This window comes from Microbacterium sp. GW823-FHT02G05 (genome assembly GCF_058797175.1).
The window spans coordinates 978,007-993,962 of sequence record NZ_JBXAJK010000001.1 but is presented as its reverse complement, the minus strand read 5'-3'; the positions used below and the strand labels follow the sequence as shown (position 1 = coordinate 993,962).

General features: G+C 64.7%; 15 protein-coding genes. 7 read left to right on the top strand and 8 right to left on the bottom strand.

Annotated features, from left to right (window positions below; all coding sequences use genetic code 11):
* Positions 1-277: 277 nt before the first annotated feature.
* Positions 278-1,912 carry a TIGR02391 family protein gene (locus AC1REM_RS04660; protein ID WP_492513560.1) on the top strand — a complete coding sequence of 545 codons (1,635 nt, stop codon included), beginning with the start codon at positions 278-280 and terminating at the stop codon, positions 1,910-1,912.
* On the opposite strand, the gene AC1REM_RS04655 is transcribed toward AC1REM_RS04660, so the two are convergent.
* Positions 1,909-2,997 carry a DNA cytosine methyltransferase gene (locus AC1REM_RS04655; protein ID WP_492513559.1) on the bottom strand — a complete coding sequence of 363 codons (1,089 nt, stop codon included), beginning with the start codon at positions 2,995-2,997 and terminating at the stop codon, positions 1,909-1,911. The two genes, AC1REM_RS04660 and AC1REM_RS04655, sit on opposite strands and share 4 nt — an antisense overlap.
* 154 nt (positions 2,998-3,151) lie before the next feature.
* Positions 3,152-3,724: a TetR/AcrR family transcriptional regulator gene (locus AC1REM_RS04650; RefSeq protein ID WP_492513558.1), complete on the bottom strand. Its 573-nt coding sequence runs from the start codon at positions 3,722-3,724 to the stop codon at positions 3,152-3,154.
* 83 nt (positions 3,725-3,807) lie between these two features.
* Here AC1REM_RS04650 and AC1REM_RS04645 point away from each other — a divergent pair, with 83 nt between their 5' ends.
* Both AC1REM_RS04645 and AC1REM_RS04640 read left to right on the top strand, forming a co-directional pair.
* Complete coding sequence (locus tag AC1REM_RS04645; RefSeq protein WP_492513557.1) at positions 3,808-4,803, top strand: SDR family NAD(P)-dependent oxidoreductase; 996 nt, start codon at positions 3,808-3,810, stop codon at positions 4,801-4,803.
* A 130-nt stretch (positions 4,804-4,933) separates the two neighbouring features.
* Positions 4,934-5,260 carry a DsrE family protein gene (locus AC1REM_RS04640; protein ID WP_492513556.1) on the top strand — a complete coding sequence of 109 codons (327 nt, stop codon included), beginning with the start codon at positions 4,934-4,936 and terminating at the stop codon, positions 5,258-5,260.
* Here AC1REM_RS04640 and AC1REM_RS04635 read toward each other — a convergent pair.
* From AC1REM_RS04635 to AC1REM_RS04620, 4 genes are read right to left on the bottom strand one after another with little or no spacing between them, the layout of a single operon-like run.
* Complete coding sequence (locus AC1REM_RS04635; protein ID WP_492513555.1) at positions 5,257-6,183, bottom strand: carbohydrate kinase family protein; 927 nt, start codon at positions 6,181-6,183, stop codon at positions 5,257-5,259. The two genes, AC1REM_RS04640 and AC1REM_RS04635, sit on opposite strands and share 4 nt — an antisense overlap.
* The gene (locus tag AC1REM_RS04630; RefSeq protein ID WP_492513554.1) at positions 6,180-7,211 is read right to left on the bottom strand and encodes an NAD(P)-dependent alcohol dehydrogenase; all 1,032 of its coding nucleotides are present in this window, start codon (positions 7,209-7,211) and stop codon (positions 6,180-6,182) included. Before AC1REM_RS04630 ends, AC1REM_RS04635 begins: the two co-directional genes overlap by 4 nt.
* Entirely contained in the window at positions 7,211-8,644 is a 1,434-nt protein-coding gene (locus AC1REM_RS04625; protein WP_492513553.1) for a sulfatase family protein, read from the bottom strand. The genes AC1REM_RS04630 and AC1REM_RS04625 overlap by 1 nt, the downstream gene beginning before the upstream one ends.
* Positions 8,641-10,002, bottom strand: a complete 1,362-nt coding sequence (locus AC1REM_RS04620; RefSeq protein ID WP_492513552.1) for an MFS transporter — start codon at positions 10,000-10,002, stop codon at positions 8,641-8,643. The genes AC1REM_RS04625 and AC1REM_RS04620 overlap by 4 nt, the downstream gene beginning before the upstream one ends.
* 167 nt (positions 10,003-10,169) lie before the next feature.
* Between AC1REM_RS04620 and AC1REM_RS04615 the strand changes: the two genes are divergently transcribed.
* Together AC1REM_RS04615 and AC1REM_RS04610 are read left to right on the top strand one after the other, a co-directional pair.
* The gene (locus AC1REM_RS04615; RefSeq protein WP_492513551.1) at positions 10,170-11,138 is read left to right on the top strand and encodes a sugar-binding transcriptional regulator; all 969 of its coding nucleotides are present in this window, start codon (positions 10,170-10,172) and stop codon (positions 11,136-11,138) included.
* Positions 11,139-11,286: 148 nt separating this feature from the next.
* Complete coding sequence (locus AC1REM_RS04610; RefSeq protein ID WP_492513550.1) at positions 11,287-11,769, top strand: pyridoxamine 5'-phosphate oxidase family protein; 483 nt, start codon at positions 11,287-11,289, stop codon at positions 11,767-11,769.
* A 52-nt stretch (positions 11,770-11,821) separates the two neighbouring features.
* Here AC1REM_RS04610 and AC1REM_RS04605 read toward each other — a convergent pair whose 3' ends face one another.
* Complete coding sequence (locus AC1REM_RS04605) at positions 11,822-12,301, bottom strand: hypothetical protein (RefSeq protein ID WP_492513549.1); 480 nt, start codon at positions 12,299-12,301, stop codon at positions 11,822-11,824.
* Positions 12,302-12,645: 344 nt separating this feature from the next.
* Positions 12,646-13,173, bottom strand: coding sequence for a hypothetical protein (locus AC1REM_RS04600; protein ID WP_492513548.1), 528 nt, complete (start codon positions 13,171-13,173; stop codon positions 12,646-12,648).
* A 295-nt stretch (positions 13,174-13,468) separates the two neighbouring features.
* Between AC1REM_RS04600 and purL the strand changes: the two genes are divergently transcribed.
* Together purL and AC1REM_RS04590 are read left to right on the top strand one after the other, a co-directional pair.
* Positions 13,469-15,796 carry a phosphoribosylformylglycinamidine synthase subunit PurL gene (purL, locus tag AC1REM_RS04595; RefSeq protein WP_492513547.1) on the top strand — a complete coding sequence of 776 codons (2,328 nt, stop codon included), beginning with the start codon at positions 13,469-13,471 and terminating at the stop codon, positions 15,794-15,796.
* Positions 15,793-15,930 carry a hypothetical protein gene (locus tag AC1REM_RS04590; RefSeq protein WP_492513546.1) on the top strand — a complete coding sequence of 46 codons (138 nt, stop codon included), beginning with the start codon at positions 15,793-15,795 and terminating at the stop codon, positions 15,928-15,930. Before purL ends, AC1REM_RS04590 begins: the two co-directional genes overlap by 4 nt.
* The last annotated feature ends 26 nt before the right edge of the window (positions 15,931-15,956 follow it).

Genomic DNA, 15,956 nt, shown 5'->3' with positions numbered 1-15,956 from the left:
CGGTCGAGCGGCGAGCCATGGCCACAAGCTGGGCTTCGGTGTGCCGACAGATTGATTCTGTTGAACGCCCCAGGCCAGACTCAATCTACTCCTACGATCACACGGCGGCACAGGGATCATCTGGCGATCGAGCGTTCCCGGTTTCGCGGAGATCCGTATCCCGACAAAGAAACAGACCGCATCGTAGTCGCCACAGAACACTCCCCTTCGGTATGTTCTAAACAATGCCCACGACCCGGAGGCGATGATGACGGTACTAAAGCTGACTTTCGATCCGATGACGATCGAACACTTGGGATTCAAGATGTACTCCCATCTACCTAACGCCGTCGCTGAACTAATCGCAAACTCATACGACGCAGATGCCAGTCGCGTCAGTGTCAGCATTTCCCCGTCGGGCGACTCAATCAGGATCGATGACGACGGACATGGCATGTCCATCGCGGAAATTCAAGAGAACTACCTAAAGATCGGCCGGAACAGGCGCGAGGCCACTGATAGCGACACCTCCGAGTCCGGCAGACGCAAGGCCGCCGGCCGGAAGGGGCTCGGCAAGCTCTCCGTATTCGGGATCGGTAACACTATCGTGGTTGAGACAAAGCGCGCGGGGTCTCCAGCTTACGCGCGAGTCACCCTCATTTGGGGCGACATCAAGCGCTCAAGCGGAAGTGAGTACCAACCCAAACTCGAGATACTACCCGGAAGAAAAGATGAGCATTTCACACGCATCTTGATCAAAAACCTGAGCCGCAAGACCGAAATCAAACCGTTGCTACTCGCGCAACAGCTCTCCCGCCTCTTCAACTACACGGACGCAGACTTCCTATTGGAAGTGAACAGGGGAAACGACCGAATTACGGTCGATCGTCGTCTTCGATATGACTCGATTACGACACAGGCTGAGTGGGCGGTACCTGCGGAGTTTCGTGCTGAGAACTCCGGAACCATCGAGGTGAATGGAAAGATCATCGCTGCCGCCCGCCCACTTCCAGCGCACCTGCGCGGCGTAACCCTCTACGTCCGCGGACGCATGGCGAACGAGCCTGAGTTCTTTGGCGTCCCTGACTCCTCCCAGGCATACGCGTACTTATCGGGCTACATCGACGCAGATGACCTCGATAGCGAAGCTGACGTGATCTCCACCGATCGGCGATCTGTTGGATGGGAGACAGAAGGCGCATCCCATGTACAGAAGTATCTTGCCGCCGTTCTTCGAGAGGCCGCGACCAAACATCGCGCGCTCCGCCAAAAGAAGAACAAGGAGAAGGCGGGAAAGGACGCTGGCGTGGACATAGAAGCATGGACGTCAACAATCCACGGACCCGAATCTGAAGCCCTGAGGGAAGTCATCGATACCCTAGTCTCCCCTGACAACGACATTCAGGACGATGACCGCCACACGATCATAACCAGCCTTCGCAGGATTGCTCCAGACTACGCGGATCTCCATTGGCGCGCGCTGCACTCAGCCATCCAGGGCGCCGCTGAGGACGAGTATAAGTCCGAGAACTATCACCACGCCGTGGTGGAAGCGATCAAACAATATGTCAAGGACGTTCGCCGGCTCGGCGGACAGGATTCCGGTATGGCGGAGCACAGCGTTTTGCAGAGTGCTTTCGCTTTCAACGGTGGAGGAAACCCCCTCGTTGATGTCGTTGGGCCATACGCCCAGGTAGGCCTAGCTCCAGAAACAGAGAAGAACTTGCGGGAGGCTCAAAAGGCCTTGTCGGTCGCCGCATGGACTGGATTTCGGAATCCTATCCAGCATGAGAGCGTCCGCGATCTACGAAATAATGGCGTGTTCTCATACCAAGATTGCCTGGATGCACTGAGTCTCGTCTCTCACCTACGAAGGCGACTCGGGAAGATAGAGGACCAGCCGGAAGCTTCGAATACACCACTCGGTGACTAGAAGCTCTCAAGTAGCCTATTGGCGATCGCTTGACCCAATGGAATTGGAACGGCATTTCCGATCTGACGCGCAATCGCGGTTTTAGACCCCACGAACTTGTGCCCAGGAGGAAAGCCCTGCAGCACCGCTGCCTCGTAGTGCGTGATCGCACGATTCTCCGTCGGGTGCAGATATCGACCTTTCTCAGGCTTGAAGAACTCCGTGCGTATCGTGACGGATGGCTTGTCCCAGTGGAGTCTCCCCATGACGTCTGCCGACCCTGTCGTATGGTTCTTCCAGCACTTCGGGAGTAGGTCTGGGCGCTTTCTCGCTATATCAAAGCGATTACCGCCCTCTCCAATCACGCCAAATCTGTCGAGAGAAAGTTGGGTATATCTGCGCCCGAGATGAAGTTCCTGCGGCGTAAAAGGTCCAGCGAGTTCTCTCCCCGCAACGGTTATGTTCCGGCCGTCGGGGAGATCGATTCCTTTGGTAGTGGCAGGGATCCGGGCATCAGTAAATGCGTCCTTGACGGATCTTGGCTTATTTAGATGTGTTGGTTCGGGCCAACCCGGAAACGGAACGGCACGCAAATGCCCAATGACGACGGTGCGTTTTCGAGCTTGGGGGGAACCAAAGTCAGCGGCGTTCAACACTCGATGTTGAAACGTGTATTGGCTAAGCCTGCCCCCTTCTTCCGTCTCCTTGAGAAAGAGCGCGTATTGCGGCGACTTCGCGAAAGCTGCGACATTCTCAATAACAAAGTACCGCGGCTTTGCCCGGAGAATGGTTTCCATATATTCGCGCCAGAGTGCGTTTCTCGCATCCTCTTCTCGCCGCTTGCCAAGCGTCGAGAAGCCCTGGCACGGCGGACCACCAATGATCAGATCCGCGCTTGGAACATCTTCATTTGCAAGCCAATCCTGAATGCTGCCTGCGTAGACGAGCCCTGTACCGAAAGTGGCCTCGTACGAGGCCGCAGCCGCCAAGTCCCATTCGACAGCTCGCACCGTCAAGTATCGATCTGATGCAGCATGGAAGCCAGCCGTGAGCCCCCCCGCGCCAGCAAAGAGATCGATCACTCGTATGGGCTCGTCGGACTTCATGTCCGACTCTGAGGTCAATATTTGTACCACACTTCAGAAAATAGAGCTCGCCCACACCAAAATCCAGCCGGCGCGCCAGAGGGGGTCCGATCGTTACCACCCACACAGCGACCAGAAAGTTTCGTGGAGGCTCCAGCTACAACCCCCACCCTGATTACCCCGCCTCTATCCCCCGCACAACAACCCCCACCATCGCCGCAACCCGCTCTTCCCCGAGCGGCGTCCCCAACAGCGCCGCGTAGCTCGCCAGCGCCACAAAGTGCTCCGCGACGACTTCCGCGTCAACATCCGCCCGAACATCCCCCGCCGCCACGGCGACCCCGATCCGCGCCACGACCCAGTCCCGCACAGGCGCAGCCAGCTTCTCGTTCAGCACAGCGCCAAGCGCAGCATCCGTCGCCGTCACCGCAATCAGCGCGCGTGCGACCGCAACGCTCTCGGGCGACCCCAGAGAGCGTGAGACAAGAGAGAACCACCCCCGCAGGTCGGCTTCCAGATCCGAAGTCGTCGGCACCGAAGCATCCGCCCCCAGCAGCTCACCCTCCAGCAGTGCCTCACCAAGGATCGCGGCCTTCGACGGCCACCAGCGGTAGATCGTCTGCTTCGACACCTCAGCCTCGGCGGCGAGGCCCTCGATCGTCAGCGCCTCGTAGTGGCCGGCTGCGAGGGCGGCGCGCATCGACGCCAGAACCGACTGGCGGGCTTTTTCACTGCGAGGACGAGGCACAGATCCAGGCTATCGGGCGTACGCTGGAATAAGTAGACGATGCGTTGCGTTATCGCCTCTGTAGGCAACAAGAAGGAGATGTCATGGCACTTACCGCTCAGTCCTCCATCGGCGACTGGCTGAATGATCCGACGGGTGGAGACCTCATCAAGAGCCTCCTCGCTCAGTCCGGCGCCAACGCCGATTCGCTCGCGCCGATCCTCGGCCTGCCCCTGCAGCAGCTCGTCGCGCTGAGCCAGGGCCAGATGCCGCAGTCTGTCGTCGACGACCTCGTGCGCGCGGCCAACGGCGGCGAGATCCCCGCCGAGACCGAGCCGACCGGCTGGATCGAGAAGGTCACCCCCGGGCGCTTCGACGGCAAGACGATCATCGTCACCGGCGCAGCATCCGGAATCGGCAAGGCCACTGCCTCCCGCATCGCGCGCGAAGGCGGCCGCGTGATCGCCGCCGACCTCTCCGCCGAGAAGCTGGATGCTCTCAAGGCCGAGTTCCCCGGCATCATCACGGTCGCGGGCGACCTCACGAAGCAAGACGCAATTGACGCGGTCATCACCGCCGCAGGGGACCGCATCGACGGCCTCGCCAACGTCGCCGGCATCAACGACGACTTCTCCCCCGCGGGCGAGACTCCGGATGCCGTGTGGGACCGCGTCATCGCGATCAACCTCACCGCACCGTTCAAGCTCATGCGCGCCGTCCTCCCCCTCATGGAGGCAGCAGGCACAGGATCCATCCTCAACGTCTCAAGCGAAGCGGGGCTGCGCGGCAACGCCTCGGGCAACGCCTACACCGCGAGCAAGCACGGCATCATCGGCGTCACCAAGTCGGCGGCGTTTATGTACGGACCGAAGGGCATCCGCGTGAACTCGGTCGCTCCCGGCGGTGTCGCCACCGGCATTCCGATGCCTCCGAACATGTCGGAGGTCGGATCCGCCCGCCTCGCTCCGTTCCAGCAGGCGATCCCGACGGTCGCGACCGCCGAGCACCTCGCCGCATCGATCACCTTCCTGCTCAGCGACGACGCCGTCAACATCAACGGCGCGATCGTCGCCTCCGACGGCGGCTGGTCGGTGCAGTAAGACAACCGGATGCCCCGGCGCTGACGATTCCCCCGGAGTCAGCGCCGCCGGTGGGGTGGAGTGCGACCCGAACGCGCTCCACCCCTTCTTCGTAGGGTGGGGAGACACCTACCCACCGGCAAGGAGCATCATGCCCAGCTCGCAGAACGTCGTCCTCCACGTCTCCACCGCGCCCGCAGACCTCGCGCGCGCGATCGGATCCGCGAGCACCCTGCACCGCTTCCGCCCCGACGCGCAGATCCGCATCATCGTGAACGGGCCCGCGATCACCGGGGTCACACGCGATGCCGAGACGCTGGAGCTGCCCGAGTTCGCGACTGTCGAAGCGTGCGAAGTCGGCATGCGCGCGCATGCGATCACCGCAGATGCACTGCAGCCGGGCATCCTGACCACGCCCTCTGCCGTCGTTGCGCTCAGCGACGCGCAATGGGCAGGCGCCGCCTACATCCGCATCTAGGCGCGGATCGCGGCATCCAGCTCGGCACGCGTCGGCGGATTCGCCCCCACGCGCGTGCAGGTGATCGCGGCCGCACACGCGGCGACGTCCAGCAGTTCTTCTACCTGCGAAGCATCCACGACAGCCGCGGCCTCCAGGCCGAGCATCCCGTGATCCGCGCACCAGGCGAGCATCGTCGCCATGAACGAATCGCCCGCACCGACCGTATCGGTGACGGTGATGCGGCGAGCGGGCACGGCCACGCTCGATCCGGGAGTGAAGCCGATCGGGCCGGCGCCACCGCGCGTGACGACGACCAGACGTGCTCCGCCGGCGAGCCAGCGTGCCGCAACCTCGTCAATCGTCTCGTCACGGTACAGCCAGTCGAGGTCCTCGTCGCTGGCCTTGATGATGTCAGCGTTCGCGGCGAACTCCTCGACGCGCGCGCGGTACTCCGCATGCGGCACGCCGATATCGGGCCGACAGTTGGGGTCGTAGCTGACCGTCGCACGCCCGCGCACTGCCTTCACAACGGCGAGCAGGCTGCCCCACTCTTCGTCGGTGACCGCGGTGAGTGAACCGACATGCAGGTGGGTGATCTCGTCGGGAATCGCGGATGCTGCGCCGCGCACCGGATTCGTCAGCCGGAAGGCGTACTCCGCGGCACCGGTCTCATCGATCGTGGCGATGGCCTCGATCGTGGGCAGCGCGGCACTGCCGCGTTCGATCAGCGTGACCGGATCCTGCGCAATGTGCGCACGCACCAGGTCTCCGTGCGCATCGGCGCCGAGTGCCGTCACCAGTGTCGACGGCACGCCCAGACGGGCGGCGCCGATCGCGACGTTCATGGGCGAACCCCCCGGTCGCGCGGTGCGCGTGCCGGAGGGTTCGACGATCACATCAACCAGTGACTCGCCGATCACGACGAGTCGGCTGCCGTTCATCGCCACGGCTCGACGATGGCCTTCAGGGCTCCGGGGATTCGTCCAGCCATGAGCGCGTTCTCGACGTCGTCCAGCCCGAAGGTGTGCGTGACGAGCGCGTCGAGGTCGATCCGACCTGCGGCCACGAGCTCGATGGCCAGCGGCCAGGTGTTCGCGTAGCGGAAGACACCGGTGAGCCACAGCTCGCGGTTCTGCAGCAGGTTGACCGGCAGGGTCAGCTCATCGGCACCAAGGCCGACCAGCACGATGCGTCCACCCGGCTTGACGGCCGGGATGCCGGCGCGGATCGCCGGACCTGCACCCGAGGCATCGATGAACGCATCAACGGTCATGTCCTCGACCGACTCGCTCGCGTGCAGGGCGCGCGTCGCGCCGTGTTGAGCGGCAACCGCGAGGCGCTCCTCCGAGATGTCGGTGATGATGATCTCGGTCGCGCCGAACGCACGGGCGACCTGCGCCGTGACGAGACCAATCGGACCGGCACCGGCGATGAGAACGCGCGACCCAGCGGTGACGCCCGCCTTCTGGCAGGCCCAGATGCCGACGGACAGCGGCTCCATGAGAGCGGCCGCATGCGCGGACACGCTGTCGGGGATGTCGTGTGCGTAGTCGCTCTGGATCGTCACGTACTCGGCGAACGCACCATCGATCGGCGGCGTCGCGAAGAACTGCATCTCGGGGCACAGGTTGTATGCGCCCTTCTTGCACTGCTCGCAGACACGGCACGCGCGCTGCGGCTCGATCGAGACGCGCGAGCCGATGCGCGCAGCATCCACCCCTGCACCCACAGCCACGATGACACCGGATGCCTCGTGTCCGAGCACCAGGGGCTGCTCGACGACGAACGGGCCGATGCGGCCGTGCGTGAAGTAGTGCGTGTCAGAACCGCAGACACCGACGGATGCGACGCGGATCAGCACCTCATCGGCGGCGGGAGCGGGCACCGCCCGATCCCCCACCGTGAGCGAGTCCTGCGCGAGCAGTTCCGAGGCGCGCATGCGCTCCGGAATCGTGGCGCGAGCTTCCATCAGCGCATGTCCTTTCCCCAGGTGGCGGTGTGCATCGAGCTCTCGGCACGCCATCGGGCGATGGCCTTCTCCAGCCGCACGCGTGTCTCCGCATGCGCAGGATCGGCCCACAGATTGAACTCTTCGCGCGGGTCTTCCTGCAGATCGAAGAGCTGCCCCTCGTCGTAGTCAATGAAGTCGACGAGCTTGTAGCGCGCGTCGCGAACCATCGTCATGAGCGCCGTCTCGGTGAGGATGAAGTCGCGGGCGTGCTCACTGAACACGTACTCGCGCCCCTCCCACTTCTCACCGGAGAGCGCCGGAACGAGCGAGTCCGCCTCCATCCAGGCAGGCGGCGTGATGCCGGCGAACTCCAGGATCGTCGGCGCGAAGTCCATGAGCGAGATGAGGCCGTCGTGCACCTGCGCACCGCGCAGGTAGGGCGGGCCCCAGATGATGCCGGGCACGCGCACGGAACCCTCGTACATGTTCCACTTCTGCGAGTGGCCGTGATCGCCGAGCGCGTCACCGTGGTCAGACGTGAACACGATGATCGTGTTGTCGAGCACACCGCGCTCGTCGAGAGCGGTGATCAGGTCGCCGACCTTCTCATCGATCATCGCGACGTTCGCGAAGTAGTGCCGACGCTGACGCCGCAGCTGCTCAAGTGTGGGGTTCTCGAGCATCACGATCGCGTCGTGGTCGTTCGCCTGGTGGTGCTTGCGCAGCTCCTTGAGCGGCGTCGGCTGGCTGTCCAGATCCTCCTGCGACCGGGGGACCTCCGGCATGTCCTTGTCCCGGAACGGGTCGAGGTGACGCGGGGTCGGGTCGTAGGGCGGATGCGGGCCAGGGAAACCGATCTGCAGGAAGAACGGCTCATCACGGTTCGGGTAGGTGCGCAGCCAGTGCTCGGCCAGACCGCCGACGAAGTTGTCGGCGTGCATGTCTTCCGGCAGCTCCCACTCGAAGGCACCGAGGCGCTCTTCGTAGTCGGGGAGGTCGCGGTACGTGACACGACTGGGCTTCTGCAGGCCGCGGATCCAGAACGCCTTGTCCCAGTTGTCGAGGAAGTACGGCAGGTTCGGGTGCGCCCGATCCTTGTTCTCGATGACGTGGCGCTCCTTGAAACCGACCGGCGCCTCGTACGGGTACGTGTGCATCTTGCCGATGCTGGTGGTGCGGTAGCCCGCATCCGCCAGCAGCTCGACCCACGAGTGCTTCCACGGGTCGTCGTTGCGCAGCACGCCAGAGCTGTGCGGGTACAGACCCGTGAACAGGCTCGCGCGGCTCGGTGCGCACGACGGGCTGGCGACATACGTGTTCGTGAAAGCAGCACCCTCGTGGACCAGGCGATCCAGCACGGGAGTGACGGCGTGGTCGTGACCGAGGGCTGCGATCGAGTCGTAGCGCTGCTGATCGGTCATGATCAGCACGATGTTCGGGCGGGTTGTCATGCGTTCTCCTTGACGGCCGCTTCACTGGCCTTGTCAGCGGTGCGCGCGCGACCGACCTGGTTGAGGTCGACGCGGCTGGTCTCACCGGCCAGCCAGACGCACACGATGCTGATGAGGCAGATGGCGACGAGGTAGATGACGGCCGGCCAGTACGAGCCGAACGCCAGGCTGAGGCCCAGCGCGATCGCCGGGGTCGGTGCGCCACCGAGCAGAGCCGAGCCCTGGTAGACGACGCCGAGACCGGTGTAGCGCATGCGCGTGCCGAACAGCTCTGCGAAGAACGCGCCCTGGATGGCGAACATGCTTCCGGTGCCCACCGCGTGGATGAGGATGATCATCGCCCAGGTGAGCACGGGGTTGCCCACCTGCAGCGCTGGGAAGTAGAACAGCGCGCCGACGGCACAGATCACGATGCCGGCGATGTAGACCGGGCGGCGACCGATGCGGTCAGAGAGCGCACCGATGAACGGCAGGATGCACATCTGCACGGCAGCGGAGATGATGAAGCCGGTCAGGATGTAGCTGCTGTCGAGGCCCATGTACATCGTGGCGTACGAGATGGCGAAGACGTTGATGACGTTGTAGGTGACAGCATCCGCCATGCGTGCGCCGATGCCGATGAGCAGGCCGCGCCAGTTCTCGCGGATGAGTGCGAAGAACGGGATCTTGCGGGTGGCTTCGGCGTCTTCCGTGAACGACTTGGTCTCGGGCAGGTGACGACGGATGTAGAACGCGAAGAGCGTCAGCACACCGGAGAGCAGGAACGGGATACGCCATCCCCAGTCGAACAGTGCTTCCTTCGGGAGAAGCTGCACGAGGCTGAAGACCCCGGTCGACACGAGCAGACCCGCGGGGGTTCCCATCTGGTGGAAGCTGCCCATGAGGCCGCGCTTGCCGGTCGGCGCGTTCTCCAGCGCAGCGAGCGATCCACCGCCGAACTCACCACCGATGCCGACACCCTGCACGAGGCGGAAGAAGATCAGCAGGACGGCAGCCCAGATGCCGATCTGGTTCGCACTGGGGATCAGACCGATCGCGAACGTGCCGATGCCGATCAGCAGAACGGTCAGCAGCAGCATCGGCTTGCGGCCGATCTTGTCGCCGAAGTGACCGAAGAGGATCGCGCCAATGGGGCGCGTGAGGAATCCGACCGCGAAAGCGGCGAACGACTGGATGAGCGCGAGCGCGGGAGTCGTCTCGGGGAAGAACACCGCCGGGAAGATCAGCGCCGACGCGGTGCCGTACAGATAGAAGTCGTACCACTCGATGAAGGCGCCTGCGAAGGCGGCGGTCGTGGCGCGACGTGCGGTCTTGCCCTCAGCCCGAGCGGCGACTGTGCCACGGGTGGGTGCGGTCATGGGATTCCTCCAGGGGTGTCTCACTTTTGAGCATACCTAGGCTCACGTTTGAGCGCGGGTCTGGTTAACGTACGACGCACCTGCAGAAAGTTCAATTCTGAGCGCTAGAGTGGTGCTCATATGAGCGCGTTGATGCGATGGCATCCACGCCCGACGAAAGGTTCCCCGTGGCGACACAACCACCTTCTGTCGAGTTGTTCGACGACGAGCTGATGCTCCGGGTCGCCCGCTCGTATTACCTCGACGACCACTCGAAGGTGCAGATCGCCGCCGAGACCGGACTCTCCCGATGGCAGGTGGCGCGTCTGATCTCCACCGCGCGCACCCGCGGTTTCGTGCGGATCGAGGTCGGAGACCCGAGCGAGGAGAACGAGGAACTCGGTCGCCGCCTCGCTGCGCACCTGCGCCTGAAGTCGGCGATTGTGATCTCGCGGGCGGATGAGTCCGCGCATTCGCCGACGATCGACGGGATCGGACGGGCTCTCGCCGCGCTCCTCGCCGAGGAGGTCCACGCAGGGCAGACCATCGGCCTGACCTGGAGTCGAGCGATCGAGGCGATGACCCATCACCTCGACCGCCTTGCCCCGTGCGATGTCGTGCAGCTCGCGGGCGCTCTCACCTTCTCCGGGGATCGACTCGGCTCCGTCGAGGTCATCCGCCAGGTTGCCCGTGTCGCGGAGGGCACGGCGCACCCGATGTACGCCCCGCTGTTCGTCGGTGATCTGGACGCCGCCGCGGCACTGAGGCAGCAGCCGGAGATCGCCGAATGCCTGGAGCGGGTGTCGTCGCTGGACGTCGCCGTTGTCTCGGTAGGAACGTGGGAGGAGACCGGCTCTGCCCTGTATCCGATCGTGCCGCGCGAGATGGCGGAGGCCGCGCGCAGCGCGGGGGCCGTCGGAGAGGTCTCGGGTCGAGTGTTCGACGCCGAGGGGCGCTCCGTCAGCCCCGAGATCGATCGGCGCGTGATCGGGGCGACCCTCGATGCGCTGCGCGACGTCCCGCACATCATTGCGACCTCGTACGGCAGTCACCGTGCGGCGGCCACGACGGCCGCGGCTCGGTCGGGACTCATCGACGTGCTTGTTGCCGACGAACTGCTCGCCCGCGCGATCCTGGGCACCGAGACCACGCACTGATCAGAGGCCGAGGTCGTCCTGCGCTCCAGCGTGCGATCGCCGGGGGCCGGCTAGTCGGTGAGAGGCGATACCGCAACCCCCTCGCGCATACCCGCCTCCGCGGCGAGGGTGTTCGGACACCCGCATCCGATCGAGAAGGGCGTGAATCATGACCGACACCGCAGACCGCGAGAAGATCGCCGCGCTGATCAAGAAGTTCCGCTTCGCCATGCTGACCACGAAGCATGCGGATGGAAAGCTGGTCGCGCACCCGCTCACCGTCCAGGAGGCAGAATTCGACGGGGATCTCTGGTTCCTCGTTTCGAAGAGCTCCTCTCCCGTGAAGGACCTCACCGCAGACGCGGAGGCCAACGTCGCGATGAGCTCCGGCGACTCCTGGCTTTCGCTCTCCGGCACGGCGTGGCTCAGCGACGACCGGACCAAGATCAAGGACCTGTGGAACCCGTTCGTCGAGGCGTGGTTCCCGGAAGGGCCAGAGGATCCCGACATTGGAATCCTGCGCTTTTCCGCAGAGTCCGCCCAGTACTGGGATACGCCGGGCGGCAGGATCGCGTCGGTCTTCAGCTTTGTGAAGTCGAAGCTGACCGGCGAGACCTATGACGGCGGAGAGAGCGGCAAGGTCCAGCTCTAGATTTCACCGGTGGGGCGATGGTGCGCGAGTGCCATCGCCCCACCGTGTGCGTTCAGCAGCCTGCGGCGTGGGCATCCTCGTCGCATGTGCGGTCGACGAGCGCGGTGCGGGCTTCGAAGATCTGGATGTCCTGCGTCGCGGGTGGACCGGTGACGATGCCGTCGACGGGAAGCCAGCCGAATCCGAAGTTGATGCGGGCCGTGTAGTCGACGGTGATGCTCGCCGTGTACGTGCCGCGGTCGAGATACACGTGGCTGGTATCCGTCGGCGTGAACTGCGCGAGCCCGAGGGACTCCCAGGATGCTCCGCCCGTCGCGTGACTCGCGGCTGCGCCATCGCCATAGTCGAAGTCATACTCGACGGGCGTGAACTCCACGCTGATCAGACGGTCGAAGAGGGTCGCCTCGACAACCGTCGTCTGGGCGTTGGCGACGAAGTTGGTCGCGAGCCCCGCGACGCCGAGGTTGCTGGGTTCCCCCGCGATCGTGCTGTCCGAGGGAACGAAACGCACCAGGTCGCGAATCGTGATCACGGGGAGCGGATCCTCCCCGGGCTGGGGACAATACATGTTGGGGCTCAGATTGTCAGAGCCCCGAAAACAGTCCTCGGGATCGAACGGCACGACCGCCGGAGGCCCAGCCTCAACCTCACCGCCCGAACCGCTGTCATCACCGGCGGAGCCACCGTCCTCGCCAGGGCGCCCAGGGCCACCACCTGTGTCCTGCTCGCCGCCGACTCCGAGACTTGTACCGTCATTATCAACTTCCTCTGGACACAGCCCCGCGATCTCAGTCACCTGACTGCACTGAGAGGCGACCGCCGGAGTTGCTGTAGCAGGGATCACCGATACCAGCGCTGCGAGAAGCATGGCGCGACCTAGCATGCTCCCTGGCCGCCAATCGATTCGCTAATGAGTACCCTGCGATCATCAGTAGCGATGAAGGAGATCTTCATCGCTACCCTTTCTCGATCCGGCGGGGACAGATCTTCTCCGTCGGCCGAAGTCACCCGCACCTGCGATGTATCGAGACACACGGTGCCGGCAATATCGATGGGTGAGCGTTCTTGATTGATTGATCCAGGTTCGAAGCTGACCATAGCGACGTCCCCCTTGAGTTCGAGTCCCTGCTCCACGATCTCTTGCTGGCCGGTGATCTCATCCTCTAGGGCAGATCCGGTCAAGAACTCCAGCGGGCGAGCGTCGGACTCGCCTCGCCGCTGGGAGTTGAGCGCGTCCGTGTAAGCCCGATACGTCTCCTCCGCCGCCTCAAATGCCTCTTCCTCGCTGGCGAACACGGCGCTGGGCGTCGGCTCGGGCTCTGACTGCGGGGCGCAGCCGCTGAGCACCCCCAACGCGACGAACGAGAGGGCGATCGCAACAACAGGGCGTGTGCGGGTGATCATCCGTCCACGCTAACGGCGCAGCATCCGCCTCATTCGGGTTTTCCACAGGCTGCCAGCGACTCCCCGCGAGCGTTCCACGAGAAACCATTTCCTGCCCGAGAAGCCACGGCAGACAGGGCTTTTCGCGCACGAAGCGCAACCGTCGCGCACCGGCCACGCGCAACCGCCGCCGCTCTCGCCACGCGCTTCGCAGACGCAACGACTCCGTCGGCGCGACGCCCGCAACCCACGCGTCACGCCCAGTTCGCGCCGGTAGACTGAAGCTGCCCCGCCGGCCCTTTCCCTTGGAGTGCGCGTGACCACCCCCGAAGCATCCGTCAAGAAGCATGTTCCCGACTCTGTCTCGAACGCGATCGCCACTCCGGAGAAGGAGCAGCCGTACGCCGCGCTGGGCCTGAAGCCCGACGAGTACGCGCGTATCAAGGAGATCCTCGGCCGCCGCCCCACCTCGGGCGAGCTGGCGATGTACTCGGTGATGTGGTCGGAGCACTGCTCCTACAAGTCGTCCAAGAACTACCTGCGCCGCTTCGGCGAGAAGGTGTCGGATGAGATGCGCGAGCGCCTCATGGTCGGCATGGGCCAGAACGCCGGCGTCGTCGACATCGGCGAGGGCTGGGCCGTCACCTTCAAGGCCGAGTCGCACAACCACCCGTCGTTCATCGAGCCCTTCCAGGGTGCGGCGACGGGCATCGGCGGCATCGTCCGCGACATCATCTCCATGGGCGCACGCCCCGTCGCCGTCATGGATGCCCTGCGCTTCGGCGACATCAACCACCCCGACACGGCCCGCGTCGTGCACGGCGTCACGAGCGGCATCTCCTTCTACGGCAACTGCCTGGGTCTGCCGAACATCGGCGGCGAGACCGTCTTCGACGGTGTCTACCAGGCCAACCCCCTCGTCAACGCGCTCGCGGTCGGCGTGCTGCGTCACGAGGACCTCAAGCTCGCGAACGCCACGGGCGTCGGCAACCTGGTCGTGCTTTTCGGCGCACGCACCGGTGGTGACGGCATCGGCGGAGCATCCATCCTCGCTTCCGACTCGTTCGACGACGGCGGCCCCACCAAGCGCCCCGCGGTGCAGGTGGGCGACCCCTTCGCCGAGAAGGTGCTCATCGAGTGCTGCCTCGAGCTCTACAAGGCCGAACTCGTCGAGGCGATCCAAGACCTCGGCGCGGCCGGCATCTCGTGCGCGACCAGCGAGCTGGCCGCCAACGGCAACAGCGGCATGAAGGTCTCGCTCGACAACGTGCTGCTGCGCGACCCCACGCTCACGGCCGAGGAGATCCTCATGTCGGAGTCGCAGGAGCGCATGATGGCCATCGTCTCCCCCGAGAAGATCGACGCCTTCATGGCCGTCGTGAACAAGTGGGAGGTCGAGACCAGTGTGATCGGCGAGGTGACCGGCGACGGACGGCTCACGATCGACTGGCAGGGCGAGCGCATCGTCGACGTCGACCCGTCGACCGTCGCCGTCGACGGCCCGGTCTATGAGCGTCCGGTCGCCTACCCGACGTGGATCGACGCACTGCAGGCGGATGCTGCGGAGAACCTTCCCCGCTCGAATGACCCGGCCACGTTGAAGGAGCAGTTCCTCGCGCTCGTCGGCTCGCCGAACCTGGCCGACACCAGCTGGATCACCAACCAGTACGACTACTACGTGCTCGGCAACACGGCCCTGGCCTTCCCCGATGACGCCGGCATGATCCGCGTCGACGAGGAGACCGGTCTCGGCTTCGCGATCTCGACCGACGCCAACGGCCGCTACTGCCAGCTCGACCCGTACGCGGGTGCCCAGCTGGCCCTCGCTGAGGCGTACCGCAACGTCGCCGTCACCGGCGCGACGCCCACCGCGATCACCGACTGCCTCAACTTCGGCTCCCCCGAGAACCCCGAGGTCATGTGGCAGTTCGGTCAGACGGTCGATGGTCTGGCCGACGGATGCTTCCAGCTGGGCACCCCCGTCACCGGCGGCAACGTCTCGTTCTACAACCAGACCGGCGACACCCCGATCCACCCGACTCCGCTCGTCGGCGTCATGGGAATCATGGAAGACGTCTCGCGTCGCATCCCGTCGGGCTGGCAGGACGAGGGGCAGAACATCTACCTGCTCGGCACCACCTCGACCGAGCTCTCCGGCTCGGCCTGGGCCGACACCGTGCACAACCACCTCGGCGGCCTGCCCCCGAAGGTCGACCTCGCCGCGGAGCGTCGCCTCGCCGGCCTCATCGGCGCAGCGCGCGACGAGTGGCTGATCTCGTCGGCGCACGACCTCTCCGAGGGTGGTCTCGGCCAGGCCCTCGCCGAGGGCGTCATGCGCTTCGGTGTTGGCGCCCGCGTGTGGCTGAACGAAATCATCGAGCGCGACGGTGTGGATGCCGCATCCGCCCTCTTCTCCGAGTCCACCGGCCGCGTCATCGTGACCGTTCCCCGCGAAGACGACGTGAAGTTCCGCGGTCTCTGCGAAGGCCGCAACTACCCGGTCCTCCGCATCGGTGTCACCGACAGCGAACCGCAGCTCGAGATCCAGGATGTCTTCACGGCATCCGTCGCCGAACTGCGCGAGACCTCGAAGGCGACCCTGACCGCTGCCTTCGGCCCGACCGTCACCGAGCCCGTCGCATGAGCGACCTCAGCGAGGACTACGGCGACCTCGGCGACAAGCGCAACCGGCGTATCCGCATCATCGCGTGGGTCGTGATCGCATCGCTGATCCTCGTCGGCGGCGGCGCGACCGTGCTGACGCTGATCTTCGGCTGATTCGCAACACACGAAGAAGGCGGGCA